Here is a 17,580-nt window from a genome sequence, read left to right as displayed (position 1 = left end):
TACCAAACAGCCCAATCATACTTCAAAATCCGAACGTAATTAAAACAGAACAGCCTGTCGTTGCAACGGCAGGCTGTTCTGTTTTATACTTGACAAGTAACTGGACAAGATAAATGATATACTTCAGGCATCTTATCATGAAGTAGAAGAGCCTGAATTATCAAGTATAAATTAAAATAAAGTCTTGAGACTAATGTCCTGATACTTGTGTCCTTTTACTTACCTGTCAGATGCCGAACAGCATACCTGCTACCGTTGCAGTCATCATACAGGCAAGCGAGGCGCCCAGCAAAGCAATGAAACCCAGCTTGGAGATGTTGCCCTGCTGGTTTGGCGCCATGCCGCCGATACCGCCAATCTGGATGGCAATGGAACTGAAGTTAGAGAACCCGCACAGCGCGTAAGTAGCCATCACCACAGACTTGGGAGACAACGTGCCGGAATCCTTCATTTCAGCTAAGTCCAGGTAGGCCACAAACTCGTTAATAGCTGTTTTCTGCCCAAGCAAGCTGCCGACCTGCAGGGTATCAGCCCAGGGCACGCCCATGATAAAGGCAAACACCCGGAAGATTTGCCCGAGTATGTATTGCAGCGAGAAGCCATCAAACTGGCCACCTGTGCTGGAAACGACCCATCCGTTCAATCCTGTCCAGACACCAACCATATCCGTTAAGAAATAATTAATCAGCGCAATTACCGCAATAAAAGCCAGCAGCATACCGCCTACGTTAGCTGCCAGCCGCAAACCATCCCCGGCGCCGCGCGAGAGGGCATCTACCAGGTTTACGCCCAGTTGCTCCTCGTTTACCTGAAGCTCGGTATTAATTTTTTCGGGCTCCGTTTCCGGCACCAGCATTTTGGACAGCACAATGCCGGCGGGCGCGTTCATGATAGAGGCTGTGAGCAGGTGTGCTGCAAAAACTGCTTTCAATGCCGGATCATCGCCTCCCAGAAAAGACACGTAAGCAGCCAGCACACCTCCAGCCAGTGTTGCCATACCACCCGTCATCAGGCACATCAGCTCAGAGTTGGTCATGCGGCTGATAAACGGACGAACCAGCAGCGGCGCCTCCGTTTGCCCCAGGAAGATGTTGCCGGCAGCAGATAAGCTCTCCGCGCCCGACAAGCGCATGCCTTTCGACATAACCCAGGCGATGCCAAATACGATCTTCTGTAAAACACCAAGGTAATATAAACCCGACGAAACCGTAGAGAAGAAAATAATGGTTGGCAACACAGAAAAGGCAAATATATAGCCCAGACCGCCATTTTGTGACGGATTGGCCAGGTTGCCGAACAGGAACTGGGCGCCTGCCTGCGAAAAATCCAGAAAGGTAACAAAGCCCCGGCTGACAGCAGCAAAGCCATCTGCAATGAGCGGAACCTGTGTTACCATTACACCGAAGAAAATCTGAAGGAAAACGCCAACTCCTACAAGCCGCCAGCTTATAGCTTTTCTGTTTCTGGAAAATAGGAAGGCAATGGCCAGAAGGGCGATTAAGCCAATCAAGCCTCTGAGAATATCGATCATGTAGGAGAAAAATTTGGCCAAAAGTAAGCCTATTCTCCCATAAAACAAAAAGTCCTGTGCGTAAGGGCACAGGACTTTTAAACATACTTTGCGGCAGCTTTAGTTACGCTTGTTTATCTCGTCCCGGATTTTGGCCGCCCGCTCATAGTCTTCTTTTTCCAGGGCTTCATTGAGCATTTTATTCAGCTCGTCGATGGGTGTCTGGCTCAAAGATTCTTTGGTGCCTGAGCTGCCGGACTTGGTGCTGCCGGTACTGCTGCCTTTCACTGATATTTCTTCGTTCTCCTCCTCGTCCTCCAGATCACTTAGAATAATGCCCGCCTCCGATAGCACGCTCTCTACAGTATAGATAGCCACCCCAAAGCGCAGGCCGATGGCGATGGCATCAGACGGCCGGGCATCCAGTTCAAAATCCCTGTTGCCGTCGGTGCACATAATCTTGGAGTAGAACACCCCTTCTTTCAGATCCGAAATAAGAATTTCGGTTATACTTACATTTACCTGCTCGGCAAAAGTCTTGAACAGGTCGTGCGTAAGCGGCCGGTTGGGGTTAATCTTTTCTATCTGGATGGCGATGGATTGCGCCTCAAACATCCCAATAATGATGGGCAGTCTTCTGTTTCCATCCTTCTCTCCCAATACCAGTGCAAACGATCCTGTCTGGGACTGGCTGGAGGAAAGCCCGAGTATCTCTAGCTGAATTTTCTTCACTTTTCTTCTACGTCTTATTTGTCTAAAGCTTTAGCAGCTTCAATTAGTTTAGGAACAACCTCAAAAGCATCACCCACAATACCATAATCAGCGGCTTTGAAGAACGGCGCTTCCGGATCCTTGTTAATAACGACAATCACTTTAGAAGAGTTAACCCCGGCCAGGTGCTGAATGGCGCCTGATATACCAATGGCGATGTATAGATTAGGGCTGATGGTAATCCCTGTCTGGCCCACGTGCTCGTGATGCGGCCGCCAGTCCTGGTCCGATACCGGTTTGGAGCAGGCAGTGGCCGCACCGATGGCTTTGGCCAAATCCTCTACCAGGTGCCAGTTTTCAGGGCCTTTCAGGCCACGGCCACCCGATACCACACGCTCAGCCTCCGGCAAAAGTATACCGCCTTCTGAGTCCTGCATTACGGTTTCTTTTGGTGCAACGGCGAAGTCAGCATCCGCCAGGCTAGCAGAAAAATTTTCTACTGTGGCGGTATTGCCGCTGTTTCTGCTGATGTCGATGGCGTTCTTTTTAACAGCAATTATTTTTACATCGGCTGTGAGTTCCACGTCGGCAAAGGCCTTGCCCGAAAAAACACTGCGCGTTACCGTAAAGGTGCCGCCTTCGGTTTTAGGCAGTGTCGTCACATTGGTCGCCAGCGAACCGTTCAGGCGCACGGCCAGTTTAGAGCCAACAGTAGCGCCAATGCCGGTATTGGAAAACACGAGCACCTTTGCATTTTCTTTCTGTGCGGCAGCAGCAATTACGGCTACGTAAGCATCGGCTACAAACTGCTTCAGGCGTGCATCCGCATCAAACAAAACTTTGCTGATGCCCTGCTCTCCCAGCCTGGCCAGGGCTGCCTCGTTTACATCGCCAATGGCAACGGCAGTAGCTGTGGCGCCGAGGGCAGTTGCCACCTGGCTTCCGTAAGATGCAGCCTCCAGCGAGGAGTTCTTAATCTCTCCGTTCAGACCTTCTACAAATACTAGTACAGACATATCTTTATAGCACTTTAGCTTCGTTTCTTAATAAAGTAATCAGTTCTCCGGCATTTTCCGGATCAATCATCTTCACGCCGCCTTTTTTCTCAGGCTTGCTGTAGGCTGCTATACTCGTTTTCGCTTCAGCGCCTACCGGCTCTACTACCTTCAGCGGTTTAGTGCGGGCCGTCATGATGCCGCGCATGTTGGGGATGCGGGGCTCCGACATAGGCTGCTGCGCACTGGCCACAAACGGTAGTTTTACCTCCACTATCTCTTTGCCGCCTTCTATTTCGCGCTCCAGGCGTGCGGTGGTATCATCCAGCAGGTCGAGTTTAAAAGCCGGCGTTACCGAAGGAATGCCCAGCAGTTCGCCAACCATGTTGTGCACCTGAAAACCATTATAATCGATAGACTCTTTGCCCATCAGAATGATATCATAGCTGTTTTCTTTGGCGATGGCGGCAATTTGCTGCGCCACAAAAAAAGAATCTTTCGGGTATGCGTTTACACGTATGGCATCGTCGGCGCCAATGGCCAGCGCTTTGCGGATGTTAGGCTCTGTGTCGGCCTCCCCTACATTTAACACAGTTACGGTGCCGCCTTTGGCTTCTTTCAGCTCAATGGCTCTTGTCAGCGCATACTCATCCCAGGGGTTTATCACATACTGCACGCCGTTTTTATCAAAAGACTTGTTATCGGCGGTGAAGTTTATTTTTGCGGTGGTGTCCGGTACGTTACTAATACAAACTAATATTTTCATGGGTAGAAATGTTAGCTTTTAAATTTAAATTTGTGCGAAGTTAATTAAAATATAGCCAATCCGAAATGAATACAGACAGATTAGCACAACTCCTGAAGTTCCTGGAAGAGGACCCCCACGACCCGTTTATACTATACGCTATTGCCACCGAATACCGTACTTCTGATAACGCCAAGGCCCTCGCTTACTATGAGCAACTCCTGGCTGAGCACGAAGACTATGTAGGTACTTATTACCACGCCGCCAAACTATACGAGGAGCTTGGGCAACATGAGGCTGCAGAGCGCACATACAAAAAAGGGATGCACGTTAGCCGCAAGCAGGGCAATTTACATGCTTTCTCAGAACTACAACAGGCTTACAACAAAATGATGGGCCTGGACTATGAAGATGATTAGACTTCCTGCGAAATCTTTTCCTGGAAGTAGTATGCATGCAGCATATTAACAAGCCATTTATCTATAAAACTCCGCAAAGGAAATTTTGTTTCGGTGAGCCTTCATTTGTTTTGATGCCTGAAGCGCCCGGCAATCACCGGTAAGTATAGCAAAAGCTATTCCAGTGTTTACAGACTGGTTTACCGGCAGCAACAAGTGGGAAAAGTTTTTACAAACGTGGATTACTTCCTGCTCCAGCATACTTTATACTTCAGGCAGATTTAGCGTAGGGCGTTTGCATGGCTATGGCTGTTTCAAGGGCGCTCATGGCATCTTTGGCATAGGCATCGGCTCCTGTTTCTTCCCATAGTTCCGGGGCGGCATTAAACGGGTTTCCTCCTACCATTATCTTCACATCATTCAGCGCCTGATCGGCGCGTATGGCGGTAATCAGCGCTATAATATGATGCACATGGCAGGCCATGGTGGCAGACACGAGCAGCAGGTGCGGCTTTTGGGCATGCAGCGTATCCAGAATACTATCTACAGGGGTGTTGGCGCCCAGATAATAGGTTTCCCAGCCTTCTACCTCAAAAAAATCAGCAACCATGCGTACGCCAATTTCATGCAGTTCATCGGAAATGCAGGTGGCCAGCAGTTTAAAACCGTTCTTCCTGGTGCTAAAAAAATGCGTATGCAACTGCGACATTATCAGCTGTGTAGTAGCAGTGCAATAATGCTCCTGCGCTATTGTCAGCTTACCATGTTGCCACAAGCGGCCTATCTCGTAGAGCACCGGCTGAAAAATATGCAGGTAAATATCTCTAACACTTGTGCCGCCAGCTGCTTTATCCAGAATAAGCCGGCTCGCCCCGGCCTGATTTCCTTCAAGCAGCAGGCCCATGTAGCTGGCAGCCAGTTTGCTGAGGGGAGCGTCGTCCCGGAGGTAGGAGGCCTGGCTTACTGTTTTTTCCTCAAGCTGCTGCAAAGCCCTGTTCATGTATTTTGCGGCAACTACATAATTCTCTATCGGCAGGCGCTGCGCCAGAATCTGCTTGATGCAGTTCAGGCTGACGGCCAGGTTACGCGCCGGTATATTATGCGAGACAAGCGTCTCCAGTGCCCACGCAACATGATTTCTAAATAAAGTCTGGCTGGAGGCAAGTATAGATTCCGCCAGGTTTAACAGGTGAACCTGCACTTCCCTGCGGCATTTTTCCCGGCCCTCTTTGCCATAACTTTCTTCCAACTCCGGATGTAAACTATAATGCAGGTCTATGGCAGCTGTGGCAATCTCCAATTCCTGTTCGTATATCTTCTCGGCGGTCTGCTTCTTCACTGATCCCATCTGCTGCTGCTCCAGGTTACTTGTATTATTGATATTGACATGTAATTATGGTGGCCGGCGACACAGGCTCTATCCCGGTGCGTGCTTCGTGCGCCTGATTTTATTTTTAGCAGCTTTCTCCGTACGGGTTCTTCCGAAAGCTACCAACATGGCCTACGTATTTTTCCCCGGAGGTGTTCTGAAAAAAAATTACCCCAACAGGCATTCAGAACCGCATCTTTATAGCAGTAATTCTTTTAGGAAGCAGTTTAAAACAACCGCTTATAGCTAATCATCAATAAATTACAAGATAACTAACCAGAAGAAGCCGGTTTGCACAGGCACAAAAAGAAAAGCCTCCGCTCCCGTAGTTAAGGGGCGAAGGCTGGAAAAAAACAAGTATAAATACAACAGCCCTAAGCGAGCGTCAGCACCAGGTCATCGGTATTCACCAAAGTTCCTTCTGTTAGGTGTATGGCGGCAATCTGGATGTCTTCGGGCGCAGTGATGGTGGTTTCCATTTTCATGGCCTCAATCACAAACAGCGGCGTGTTCTTTTTAACAGTTTGTCCCTTCTCAACCAGAATTTTGGAAAGCAGCCCCTGCAACGGCGCGCCTACCTGCCTGACGTTGGCCTTATCTACTTTCTGGTGCTGTACGCGCTCCACTGTTACCGACTTGTCGCGCACCTCAATGTTACGTGTCTGGCCGTTCAGCTTGAAGAATACTGTGCGCAGCCCGTCATCGTTTACCGGACTCAGCGACTGATACTTTACCACAATAGACTTGCCGCGGGCAATATCGATAATGGCTTCTTCGCCTTGCGGTAAACTATAAAAGAACAGCCTTGTCGGGATTTTAGATACATCACTAAATTGCTCATAGTGCTTGTAGTAGTCCTCGTATACTTTCGGGTAAAGCTGGTACGAGAGAAAATCCCTGAAACTGCGCTCTTTGCCGAACTTCTCCTGAAAAGCAACAAATTCCCCCTCCAGATCTACGGGTGCCAGGTGCTTGTTGGGCCTGTCCGTAAACGGATGCTCGTCTTTTAGCACAATGGCTTGCAGCCGCTTCGGAAAGCCGCCCTCCGGCTGGCCCAGATCGCCCCTGAAAAATGACTTGACCGATGCCGGAAAGGAAATCTGATCTCCCCGCTCCAGCACATCTTCCGTCGTCAGGCCGTTAGACACGAGGTATAGCGCCATATCGCCCACTACTTTGGAACTAGGCGTTACTTTCACCACGTCGCCAAACAGCTCGTTTACTTCAGCATAAGTTTCTTTGATAAGGTCCCACTTTTTGCTCAGCCCCAACGCATTTGCCTGTGGCCGCAGGTTAGAATATTGCCCGCCCGGAATCTCGTGCCGGTATACTTCTGCCGTGCCCGCTTTCAGGCCCGACTCAAACGGATAGTAATATTCCCGCACCGTTTCCCAGTAATTAGAATGGCGGTTCAGACTATCCTGGTCAAACTCGCGGTGGCGCTCCTGAAAGCGCATCATCTCCACAATGGAATTAAAGTTTGGCTGCGACGTAAGCCCCGACATCGCTCCCAAGGCCACATCCACCACATCTACCCCGGCCTCAATGGCTTTAAGATAAGTGGCGGACTGGATGGAAGAAGTATCGTGCGTATGCAGGTGAACGGGAATTTTTACCGTGTCGCGCAGGGCCGTAACCAGCTCAGTGGCCGCGTATGGCTTCAACAGGCCGGCCATATCCTTGATGGCCAGAATGTGCGCCCCGGCATCTTCAACCTGCCGGGCCAGTTGCAGGTAGTACTCTAACGTATACTTTGTTTTCCTAGGGTTGAGGATGTCGCCGGTATAGCAGATGGCGGCTTCGGCCAGTCCTTTGGTGCGTTTGCGCACAAAGTTGATGCAGGGCTCAATGCTCTTCATCCAGTTCAGCGAGTCGAAAATGCGGAATACATCCACACCTGTTTCCCACGACTGCTCTACGAACGCCTCTACCAGGTTATCCGGATATGCCTTGTAGCCCACGCCGTTGGAGCCGCGGATCAGCATTTGCAGCATGATATTGGGTACCGCCTTGCGGAGCTGCGCCAGCCGGTCCCAGGGATCTTCGTGCAGAAAGCGCAGGCATACGTCGAAAGTGGCGCCGCCCCATACTTCCATACTAAAAATCTGCGGATGATCTTTGGCGTAAGCTTCGGCAATCTTCATCATATCGAAGGTACGCATGCGCGTGGCCAGCAGCGACTGGTGTGCATCGCGGAAGGTGGTATCGGTATAATGAATCTGCGGATCATTGCGCAGCCATTCCGAGAAGCCCTCCGGCCCCAGTTCGGTCAGCAGGTTCTTGGTGCCCGGCTGATAAGGCTTGTTGGTATTGAAGCCCTGCAGGTTTGGTTTGCTGAGTTTCTTGTCCGGATCAAACTTCTTTACATCGGGGTTGCCATTCACGATTACGTCTGCCAGGAAGTTCAGCATCTTTGTTGCGCGGTCTTTGCGCTGCTTAAACACGAACAGTTCCGGATGCGTCTTCACAAAATCAACCGTGGCATCGCCCGAAATAAAGGTAGGATGGTTGATGATATTCTGCAGGAACTGGATGTTCTGCTTCACCCCGCGGATACGGAACTCGTCGAGCGTGCGCGACATCTTCAGCGCGGCCAGACGCAGCGTAGGCGCATGAGCCGATACTTTCACCAGCAGTGAATCGAAGAACGGGCTAATCTTGGCTCCCTGGTACACACTGCCCTGATCCAGGCGGATACCGAAACCGCCTGCGCTGCGATACGCGATAACGGTGCCATAATCAGGCTTAAAGTCATTTTCCGGATCTTCGGTAGTAATACGGCACTGGATGGCCACCCCGTGCGCCCGCACCGTGTGGTCGGGCCCGAGCTGTATTTCCTCATGATCCAGGGTATAACCGTCTGCAACGTATAGCTGCGTTTTTATCAGGTCGATGCCCGTAATCATTTCTGTTACCGTGTGCTCTACCTGGATGCGCGGGTTAACCTCAATGAAGTATACATTGTTGTTGTGGGGCTCCACCAGGAACTCCACCGTGCCCACGTTATTATAATTTACCGCCTTGCAGATGTTAATGGCATATTCATAAAGCTGATGTCGCAGTTCCTCGGTAAGGCTGGTAGCCGGAGCCACCTCTACCACTTTCTGGAAGCGGCGCTGCACCGAACAGTCGCGCTCAAAAAGGTGGGTAATGTTGCCATAGTTGTCGGCCACAATCTGCACTTCTATGTGCTTGGGGTTCTCCACATACTTCTCCAGGAACAAGGTATCATCGCCAAAGGCTTTCAGGGCTTCGTTCTTGGCTTCAAAGAAACCTCTCTCGAGCTGATCATCATCCCGGATAATGCGCATTCCACGTCCGCCACCCCCGGCAGCAGCCTTCAGCATAAGCGGGTAGCCAATGCGGTGCGCTTCGCCCAGTGCCGTTTCATAGTTATCCAGATCCGGTTCGTTGCTCTGGATAACAGGCACCCCGCAACTGATGGCTACTTTCTTGGCCGCAATCTTATCTCCCAATGAAGCCATCACCTGCGGTTTCGGCCCGACGAAGATGATGCCATTGTCGGCACACCGCTGCGAAAAATGCTGGTTCTCTGACAGGAAACCGTAGCCCGGGTGGATAGCGTCTACCCCGTTTTCTTTAGCCACCTGTATAATCCCTTCAATGTCGAGGTATGGCTGCAATGGCTGGTTGTTTTTGCCAATCTGGTAAGCCTCGTCGGCTTTGTAGCGGTGCAGCGAGTAGCGATCTTCGTAAGTATAAATTGCCACTGTTTTGATACCCAGTTCGGTACAGGCCCGCAGCACGCGGATAGCAATTTCGCCGCGGTTGGCAATAAGCACTTTCTTAATTTTCATAGAGCTAACAAGATGAAGTATAAACCTAACCGGGAACCTGTAAGTACGCCCGGCCTGATATAAATTTGTTATATTAATGCTGCCCGCCTTTTATTACCTGAGCCAAAGTGCGGGCTTTTTGAATGTATCCTTGCACCTGCCTTTACACCAATAGCGGCAAAAAGCAGGCATTATGGTCCTTAATTATACACCAGCCGGAATTTATCCAGGTTGGGCAGGTGCTTCTTTTTACGTTTTAATTCATACTGATAAACAGCCTGGCCCAAATCTCTCATAAAAGGAAATCCGATTTCTTCATATTCATACTTCCCGTCGTTTATATTCCCGTCTTCGTTTACCAGAATCACGGCCGTCAGCATAAATTCCACTTTATTTTCAAAATCTACCACATACGCATTGTCGATGGCAAAGCCGTAAGCATCCCCTATTTTGTTAAATATTCTGATGTTGCCCGGAATGCGCTCCTTTTCGTTTCCGTACATCAGAAACTTCGCGTAGCTGTCTGGGTAGTCTTTTGGATCATAGGCCGGATAGTCGCTCTCGCGGGGCAGCATCGACATGTATTTGTAAACAAATGCATAATCATCGGGCGTGAGGTTGAAGCGTTGCTGCGGCGGCACCGATTCAGGAAACAGAACGCTTCTGAGTATTCCCTGCAGCGATGGAACCGAAATAAAGTTCTTGCCCGAAAAGTCCATGGGCCCATTCACCAACTGATCGTTTTCGACATGGCTGGTGCCCAGCATGGTTTCTTTCAGCTTGTTCGGAAAAGGTGTCGGGTTATACACCAGCGGCTGCTGATACACAATCTTGCTGTCTTTATAAAAAGTTACAGGGTTGGTGTGCCGGTTTTCGTCGGGCGTTCTGAAAATATTCAGGCGGTGAATGATACGTGCATCGGTGAAGCCTTTCTCATGTAAGGTTTCATTCAGCTTTTGCTGTCCTACAAACTCATACAGCCGGTTAAAAGCATCATTATCACTCACCAGAAATATTTTTTTGACATAATGCGCCACAGAAGGCAGCCCGTTTTCTGCAGTGCTGTCTTCCCGAACAGGGCTTTGGCGGGAATAAGCGCTGTCGATCTGCAGGGGCGTATACTTATCGAGCCCGGCAATATGCAGTTCGTTCAGTTTCTCCAAAGCCACCAGTGCCGTTGGCAGCTTTACGGTGCTGGCCGGGTAAAAATATTCTTCAGGCCGCAAACGGTAAGCATAGGAAGTAAAGGCAGGCTTGTTCTGCGCATCCCGGTTTATCTGTGTGTACAGGATCTGCACCCGGTATTTGTCGGGGTGGTCCAGTATTTTTTTGAACTGAGCCGGATGCGCTTCCATTATCTTCTGCACTAATTTGTTCCGCTTTACTTTTTGCGCGGCAACAGGCAAAGCGATGCTTATCAGTACAGTAACACAAAGACAAAAGCAGAGCCCGTTGCTACGGGAAGTCCTGTTTCGGCAGTTCAGCTTACTCATTTATACTTAAATTATTCATAGCTCATTATACATCATACTTTCGTATCAGCTTGCCGTGTAATAGGCCAAAAACCAACAGGACAAACTTCAAAAATCTAAAGTACAAATTAAATGCGGTTAAATTTTACCATTCTTATAAAAAATAAGCAATTCTGGTATTGAGATGGAAAATACGCTAAAAAATGGGGCTGAGGTTCAGATAAGTTTTAAACAGGTAATAAGTCCGGGCTTATCCATGGCTTTCTGCTCCATTCATACCAATCGCGGCATGTCGCTTGTTGCTGCATCCTGCCTCAGGTATAAACCCAAATGATGATCAGAGGCTTTGCCGCCGTTATGATACGCATTTACAGCGGCAAGCACAACATCCGGCCCTGTAGACCATCTATGAGATCCTGCCGCATCTATAACCAGGGCTTTGGCAAATCTTACCTCCTTTTCCTGAGAAAAGGAGATTCTTTGCAGAACTAAGGCAACTTGTCTTCAGAGCATGTTTAAATTTTTAATTGACAAAGGAAATCCATCAGATAAGTGTCAGAAGACCCTTCTTAATTCTGCTAAACTGTGGTATCAACCCTCACCATTCATCAAATTAGGTGTGGATTTATGGTGAAATAAGTCTTTCTAAGTGTTTTCCATTGCGGAATTACCCATTAAAATGTGGCATTTCTTTGAAAATCAGAAAGTTATGAATTTAAACATGCTCTCATCTGATGCAGGTGGTAGCATTATCAGTTTTGCAGATACTTACTGATTGCTGCAGGAAAGCCTGTATCTTTGGACTTATGCGCCGGCGACTGATATTTGCTTTATGTTTGCTGCTGCTTTGCCTGCCCCGGCTAAGTATGGCACAGGCAGTGGCAGATACAGCCGCAGTAAACGGGAAGCGCCTGCTGGTACTGGGCACAACGTTTGGTGCAGGTTATACCGCGATGCTGGTATCGCTGAATACCGCGTGGTATAGCGAACAGGATCGTACAAACTTTCATTTTTTTAACGATGCCGCCGGGTGGAAGCAGGTAGACAAAGCCGGCCATTTCTGGGGAGCTTTTCAGGAGAGCCGTGCCGGAATAGACCTGCTGCGCTACGCGGGCGTGCCCGAAAAGAAAGCCATACTTTACGGCGGGTTGCTGGGCGTGGCGCTGCAAACGCCCATCGAAGTGTTTGACGGATATCAGTCAGCGTATGGCGCTTCGGTGACTGATCTGGCAGCCAACACGCTGGGCGCCGCCGCCGTGGTGGCGCAGGAACTGGCCTGGCACGACATACGCATTATGCCCAAGTATTCTTTTCATACTACCCGCTACGCCCGCTTACGGCCGGATGTACTGGGTAGCAGCCTGGCAGAGCAGGCACTCAAAGATTACAATGGCCAGACCTACTGGCTTTCGGTAAACGTGGCCGACTTTCTGAAGGAGGAAAGCAAATTCCCGAGGTGGTTAAGTATAGCCGTGGGCTATGGCGCTGAAGAAATGGTTTTTAACAGTGCAACCGGCAACCAGGCACTGGGCCTGCAGGCGCACCGCCAGTTTTACCTTAGTCCCGATTTAAATCTGATGCAGTTCCGGGGCAAAAGCAAGCTCCTCAATACAGCCCTTTACGTGCTCAGCATGGTTAAAGTGCCTGCTCCGGCGCTGGCGTATAACAGCAAGAGCGGCTTCAGGGTGCATGCGCTATACTTTTAAACCTGCGCCTCTTTCTATAAAACCTCGTACTTTTGTGTAGATGCAGCCTGACCATGTATAAGGGCGCATATGCCCGCGACTATACTTTGCCGGATGCATCGATCAACGACAAACGAAAAACAAAACCATGAATATAGGAGATCGCGTGCGCCTGATGTCGGGCCGTGAGGAAGGCATCATCACCCGCATTTTAGAGAACGGCATTGTAGAAGTTGCCATCGACAACGACTTTACCATACCTGTGTCCCGCCGCGAGGTAGTGGTCATTTCTTCGGAGGAGGCAAAGTTCCTGAACAAAGACGATGCACCGCAACCAAGCACCCGGAAAGAGCCTGCCGCGCCGGTTCTAGCCTCGCAGGGTATTTACCTGGCTTTGGTGCACCAGTCGGAGGAACTACTGGCGGCTACGATTATCAACAACACCGATTACGATATACTATTCACAAGCGGCGAGGAGCGCGACAACCGCTACCGCGGCCTGCAAAACGACAAGATCAACCCAAAAGGTACCCGCGTAATTACGCACCTGCATCTGAAAGATTTCGAGAAGTGGCCCAACCTGGTGGTGCAGTTTATGCGGCACCGCAACGGCGCTCCCGCTCTTTTTGAACCGGTTACCAAACGTGTGGCTTTCAAAGCCAGTTCGTTCTACAAGAGCAAAAAAACAGCGCCGGTGCTCAACAAGGAAGCCTACGTCTTTCAGCTCGACCAGAAAGCAGTACCGCTGGACACTGATAAAATTCAGGAACAGTTGGTTGATGCTGCTGCCAAAAACGAGAACTTCAAACTGCAGGCGCCGGAGCATGAGGTTGATCTGCACATTGATAAACTGGTGGAGGATTATAGTGGCATGAGCAACAGCGCCATGCTGAAGCTGCAACTGGAGCGTTTCCAGGATGCGCTGGAACGCGCCATGGCGGCCAACATGCACGAAATCATCTTTATACATGGCACCGGAAATGGCATTCTGCGCAAGGAAATCCAGAAGCAGCTGAGCCGCACCCCCGGCATCCGCTTTTTTGAAGACGCCCGCAAAGAAAAATTCGGCTACGGCGCCACACTGGTAAGGCTCAGATAGCTTTATCAGTTCCGAGTTAAGAGTTCCGAATTCCGAGTTTGAAATTGGCACATCTATATACTCTACTTAACTCATAACTCAATTCTGAAGCTGCGCTTCAGAATTGTTACTATCTTTGCAGGTATAAAATTAGCAGCAAGCCGTCTTATCGCCGCGAATATTTTCGGGGAGGAAAGTCCGGGCAACGCAGAGCATCCTACTTCCTAACGGGAAGGGTTCCGGGCAACCGGAATACAGCCAGTGCCACAGAAAATTACCGCCAGCCTTGTGCTGGTAAGGGTGAAAAGGTGCGGTAAGAGCGCACCAGCGGCTGGGTGACCAGTCCGGCTGGGTAAACCTTAGGAGTTGAAAGACCAAATAGGCTGGCAGCGCTTCGCTTCGGCGGAGCTAAGGGCTGCTCGTCCGATGCCAGTGGGTAGGTCGATGGAGCCTGCGCGCGAGCGCAGGCCTAGATAAATGATAAGAACGCAGCGCCTTTCGGGGCGCTGCGACAGAACCCGGCTTACAGGCTTGCTGTTAATTTTTCTTTCCTGTCTCCTGCTTATTCTTTACCCCAGCAAGTATAAAAACCAAGTATAAATTGTGCCTCAAGTTTTAAGTTAAATGCACCTGTTGCTGCATCAGGTATAAACCATTCGGAACTCGTGGCCTGCTGTCGTATCTTTGCAGCTCAGATAACCAGATGATGCAGCACTTAACCCTCTACGACCCTTTCGAGAACATGCAGTTCAGCGATGCGCATTGTTTCTTATGCGGCACGACCATCACCACCGAACAGCGCACACCCGTTTTTGGCGAATGGCTACAGCAAAAGTATAATTTACATGACAAAGAGCTGCTGCTGCTCGACAAAAGTGTAACGACCTACCGGCAACTTACCATACCCTGCTGCGGGCATTGCCATACGCAGCATATTTTACCTTTGGAGGAGGAAGTTGCCAAAGCCGCCGATCAGGGGCTTGACGGTATAAAATCCCTAGAGCCACAGCGCCTGTTTCAGTGGATTGGCAAAATGTACTATGGCACCCTGGCAACAGAACTTATCAAAGAAATGGATCCGCTTATACAACCGCAGTACCCTATCAGCGAAGATCCGAAAATGCTGGGCAAATTCAGGGAGCTGTTTAAAGTGCTGCAGTCATTGCGTGTACCTATGGTTTTCTCTGATTTTCTGCCCTGCTCGCTTTTCCTGTTGGAAGTAAGCCCGACAGAAGATGATATACCGTTTGCCTACCAAGACGAACTCCGCACGATGGCTTTCAGCATCAAGATCGGCGCGGTTACCATTGTTTGTACTTTACTCGACAACGGCATTATCCGCAGAGCGCTGGGTAAACTGCAGCAGCTGGTCGAAGGAAAGCAGCTACACCCGGTGCAGGCAGCGGAGTTTAAGGCACGCATATTTTATGCCGCTTACATTTTTAATGTTATCCCCGAATACTTCATCCGTTCTCCCAAACCCAGTGATGATCACCTGACGCTTGACACCCTGATTGATGACGTAACGAGTGAAATCTTTAACCCCTGGGAAATGGCAACCTATGCCCACATGCTGGAGGAAATGCTGAAGCCCTGGGACATACGGGAGCAGGACATTCTCAAATTCGGCGCACAGCAGCCTGTCAGCTTCCTGCTTGACGAGCAAAATCAGTTCAGGCCCATCGCACAATTTGAGCGAAGCCTGTATATGTAATAGTCCGGTAAGTATAAAAGAGGGCGCCGGCAGTTTTGCCGGCGCCCTCTTTTATACTCTAAGTTATACGTGCTTATACTTGCCTATTCAATTATAAAGCTGACGGCTACCGTTGAGGTTACCACTACCTCACCGCCGGCTATCGACGGCCCACTCTGATCGTAGGCAGCCGATTCCATCATGGCTTTGGCATATACCGGCCTTGGACCGCCATCATTATAACTATTTTCGTTTATCGCATACACGCGCCCTAATTTGGCGCCAAGCTCCGAGGTAAGTGCAACAGCCTTCTGCCTGGCATCCTGCACAGCCCGCTTGCGGGCCTCGGCTTTATACTTCTCCACATCCGACAGCTGAAAAGAAATTCCGTCCACCCGGTTAACTCCCTGTGCGTACAGCCCCGACAGCAATGCATCGAATTTATCCAGCTTCTTTATCAGCACCGTCATACTCTTCTGCGCTACATAAAAGTCCGGAGCAGGTTTGCCATACTCTCCGTTGTTATAAACAGGCTGCACATTTACATAGGATGTCTGTATATTTTTAGCATCCACGCCCTGCTTCTTCAGATAATTGATAACGGCAGCCGCTTTGGCATCCGTTTGTTTCCGGGCTTCTTCCAGGCTCCTTTCACGCGTTTCCACGCCGAAGTTCAACAGCACCTGATCCGGTTGCGCTTTAATTTCTCCCACTCCGTTCACGTGGACAAGCGGAGGCATTATCTGCTGCTGTGCCTGCACCTGCATTACACCAAAAAGTAACACAAGAAGCGTAATCCATTTTGTTTTTTTCATGGTTTTATTTTTAAGATGATATCAGGCCGGCTTAACGTAAATATAGCCTTCTTTTATATAGATCAGGCTTAATCAAAAGGCGTACCAATTTCCGGAAGCATTAAGGCTCTGCTAAAAAGAAAGCCCCCGGCTTGACAGGCCGGGGGCTTTCTTTTTAGTGACAAAGATGTATGTATCAGCAATATTAGCACAAAACCTGCCAAGTATAAATGCTTTTAATCAAAGCGTTGCGGCCGGATAAACCTCCGGTGTATAAACCTGCAGCTGTCCTTATGCCCCTGATACGTAGATCACTTAAGATGCTTCTGCATACTCGTAGTCATCGTTGGTGCTGTAGCGGGCCAGCAGTATGGCGCCGATGGTGAGCGCTCCGGCTGTAAGTATAAGTTGCGTTGTTGTAAAGCGCTTGGTCGCTTTTGATATAATTATGCCAACATCCTGCATGAGGTCCGGCAGTTTTTCATGATTGCCCTGAAACACATGCAGCGCAGATTCTACTGTTTTAGACATATCATGCGGCTGCAACAGCGACAGCACACCTCCCTGATCTGATCCATGCTTCTGCTCGCTTTGACTTGATTTGGTATTATCCTGATTTTTCTGCTGGTTTTGTGATGCGTTGTTTTCCATAGTTCTTAAATTCTGTTCAAAGGTTTTGTTCAATTTCAGTATACGGCATCGGTTAAACAAAGGCTGCCTTGTCAGGCTGAAGCACGGCCGCCCTGCTGCACAATCATTTCCGTCATGCGTTGCTGCAGGCTGTCGGCCGAAAGCATCATACTTGCCGGGAATCCCACTTTCAGTTCCTCAATAGCGAGGGTTTCGTTTTCGGGGATGTAAGTATACTTACCCGATACACCTTTCTCGCTAAAGCTGCCGTTGTTCCCCTGCAGGTGCAGCCCCATCTGTTTAAGTTTATCTTTTAATGAGTCAAAAGCCTCCGGCTTAATGCCTTCGTATCGTACCTGTCTGGCCATGCTGGCAGTTATTAGTTAATTAAACATGTGCTTACTTAAACGCAAGCAGGCTTTAATGGTTAAAACGAAAACGGCTCCAGGTCGAAAATTTCAGCAGAAGTACTCTGCTGTTTTCTATAGGTGAAAAAAATCTATACAGGCTCTTGTTAATACGGAATCACCCGCTATCTTTGCACCCGCAATCAGGCAATAAGGTCCGTTCGTCTAGGGGTTAGGACTTCAGATTTTCATTCTGGCAACAGGGGTTCGATTCCCCTACGGACTACTAATTATCATACTAAATTCAGTAAAAAGCCTGCAAAACGATTGTTTGCAGGCTTTTTACATTTATAAAC

Annotated in this window: 14 protein-coding genes, 1 tRNA gene and 1 other RNA gene; 6 read left to right on the top strand and 10 right to left on the bottom strand. The window is 49.4% G+C overall.

Going from position 1 to position 17,580, the window contains the following annotated elements; all coding sequences use genetic code 11:
• Positions 1 to 226 precede the first annotated feature (226 nt).
• The 4 genes from I2I11_RS13975 to I2I11_RS13960 all read right to left on the bottom strand — a co-directional run bounded on the left by I2I11_RS13975 (position 227) and on the right by I2I11_RS13960 (position 3,982).
• Positions 227 to 1,528 carry a NupC/NupG family nucleoside CNT transporter gene (locus tag I2I11_RS13975; protein WP_196268538.1) on the bottom strand — a complete coding sequence of 434 codons (1,302 nt, stop codon included), beginning with the start codon at positions 1,526 to 1,528 and terminating at the stop codon, positions 227 to 229.
• A 102-nt stretch (positions 1,529 to 1,630) separates the two neighbouring features.
• Complete coding sequence (locus tag I2I11_RS13970; RefSeq protein ID WP_196268350.1) at positions 1,631 to 2,242, bottom strand: bifunctional nuclease family protein; 612 nt, start codon at positions 2,240 to 2,242, stop codon at positions 1,631 to 1,633.
• A gap of 14 nt (positions 2,243 to 2,256) precedes the next feature.
• Positions 2,257 to 3,237, bottom strand: a complete 981-nt coding sequence (locus I2I11_RS13965) for an electron transfer flavoprotein subunit alpha/FixB family protein (protein ID WP_196268349.1) — start codon at positions 3,235 to 3,237, stop codon at positions 2,257 to 2,259.
• A gap of 4 nt (positions 3,238 to 3,241) precedes the next feature.
• Complete coding sequence (locus I2I11_RS13960) at positions 3,242 to 3,982, bottom strand: electron transfer flavoprotein subunit beta/FixA family protein (RefSeq protein ID WP_196268348.1); 741 nt, start codon at positions 3,980 to 3,982, stop codon at positions 3,242 to 3,244.
• Positions 3,983 to 4,047: 65 nt separating this feature from the next.
• On the opposite strand from I2I11_RS13960, the gene I2I11_RS13955 reads away from it, so the two are divergent.
• Entirely contained in the window at positions 4,048 to 4,380 is a 333-nt protein-coding gene (locus tag I2I11_RS13955; RefSeq protein WP_196268347.1) for a tetratricopeptide repeat protein, read from the top strand.
• A gap of 250 nt (positions 4,381 to 4,630) precedes the next feature.
• Here I2I11_RS13955 and I2I11_RS13950 read toward each other — a convergent pair whose 3' ends face one another.
• The 3 genes from I2I11_RS13950 to I2I11_RS13940 all read right to left on the bottom strand — a co-directional run bounded on the left by I2I11_RS13950 (position 4,631) and on the right by I2I11_RS13940 (position 10,880).
• Positions 4,631 to 5,707 (bottom strand): cobalamin-dependent protein, encoded by a 1,077-nt coding sequence (locus I2I11_RS13950; RefSeq protein ID WP_196268346.1) that lies wholly within the window; start codon positions 5,705 to 5,707, stop codon positions 4,631 to 4,633.
• Positions 5,708 to 6,102: 395 nt separating this feature from the next.
• The gene (locus I2I11_RS13945; protein WP_196268345.1) at positions 6,103 to 9,546 is read right to left on the bottom strand and encodes a pyruvate carboxylase; all 3,444 of its coding nucleotides are present in this window, start codon (positions 9,544 to 9,546) and stop codon (positions 6,103 to 6,105) included.
• Positions 9,547 to 9,725: 179 nt separating this feature from the next.
• Complete coding sequence (locus I2I11_RS13940) at positions 9,726 to 10,880, bottom strand: serine hydrolase (RefSeq protein ID WP_230680298.1); 1,155 nt, start codon at positions 10,878 to 10,880, stop codon at positions 9,726 to 9,728.
• Between the two features lie 983 nt (positions 10,881 to 11,863).
• Here I2I11_RS13940 and I2I11_RS13935 point away from each other — a divergent pair.
• The 4 genes from I2I11_RS13935 to I2I11_RS13920 all read left to right on the top strand — a co-directional run bounded on the left by I2I11_RS13935 (position 11,864) and on the right by I2I11_RS13920 (position 15,474).
• On the top strand, positions 11,864 to 12,703 hold the full coding sequence (locus tag I2I11_RS13935; RefSeq protein ID WP_230680297.1) for a DUF2279 domain-containing protein: 840 nt from the start codon (positions 11,864 to 11,866) through the stop codon (positions 12,701 to 12,703).
• Between the two features lie 127 nt (positions 12,704 to 12,830).
• The gene (locus tag I2I11_RS13930) at positions 12,831 to 13,781 is read left to right on the top strand and encodes a Smr/MutS family protein (protein ID WP_196268342.1); all 951 of its coding nucleotides are present in this window, start codon (positions 12,831 to 12,833) and stop codon (positions 13,779 to 13,781) included.
• Positions 13,782 to 13,913: 132 nt separating this feature from the next.
• Positions 13,914 to 14,302: RNase P RNA component class A (gene rnpB / locus I2I11_RS13925), an RNA gene on the top strand.
• 161 nt (positions 14,303 to 14,463) lie between these two features.
• Positions 14,464 to 15,474 carry a hypothetical protein gene (locus I2I11_RS13920; RefSeq protein ID WP_196268341.1) on the top strand — a complete coding sequence of 337 codons (1,011 nt, stop codon included), beginning with the start codon at positions 14,464 to 14,466 and terminating at the stop codon, positions 15,472 to 15,474.
• A gap of 83 nt (positions 15,475 to 15,557) precedes the next feature.
• Here the strand turns inward: I2I11_RS13920 and I2I11_RS13915 are convergent, their stop codons facing one another.
• The 3 genes from I2I11_RS13915 to I2I11_RS13905 all read right to left on the bottom strand — a co-directional run bounded on the left by I2I11_RS13915 (position 15,558) and on the right by I2I11_RS13905 (position 17,245).
• Positions 15,558 to 16,268 (bottom strand): SIMPL domain-containing protein, encoded by a 711-nt coding sequence (locus I2I11_RS13915; protein ID WP_196268340.1) that lies wholly within the window; start codon positions 16,266 to 16,268, stop codon positions 15,558 to 15,560.
• A 294-nt stretch (positions 16,269 to 16,562) separates the two neighbouring features.
• Positions 16,563 to 16,898, bottom strand: a complete 336-nt coding sequence (locus tag I2I11_RS13910) for a hypothetical protein (protein ID WP_196268339.1) — start codon at positions 16,896 to 16,898, stop codon at positions 16,563 to 16,565.
• Positions 16,899 to 16,969: 71 nt separating this feature from the next.
• Positions 16,970 to 17,245 carry a hypothetical protein gene (locus I2I11_RS13905; protein WP_196268338.1) on the bottom strand — a complete coding sequence of 92 codons (276 nt, stop codon included), beginning with the start codon at positions 17,243 to 17,245 and terminating at the stop codon, positions 16,970 to 16,972.
• Positions 17,246 to 17,438: 193 nt separating this feature from the next.
• On the opposite strand from I2I11_RS13905, the gene I2I11_RS13900 reads away from it, so the two are divergent.
• Positions 17,439 to 17,510, top strand: a tRNA-Glu gene (locus I2I11_RS13900).
• Positions 17,511 to 17,580: the final 70 nt, after the last annotated feature.

This window comes from Pontibacter rufus (assembly GCF_015694705.1).
In the GTDB taxonomy this organism is placed as follows: Bacteria; Bacteroidota; Bacteroidia; order Cytophagales; family Hymenobacteraceae; genus Pontibacter; species Pontibacter rufus.
Note: the sequence above shows the minus strand (reverse complement) of the source record. Positions and strands in the feature narration are given on the sequence as shown.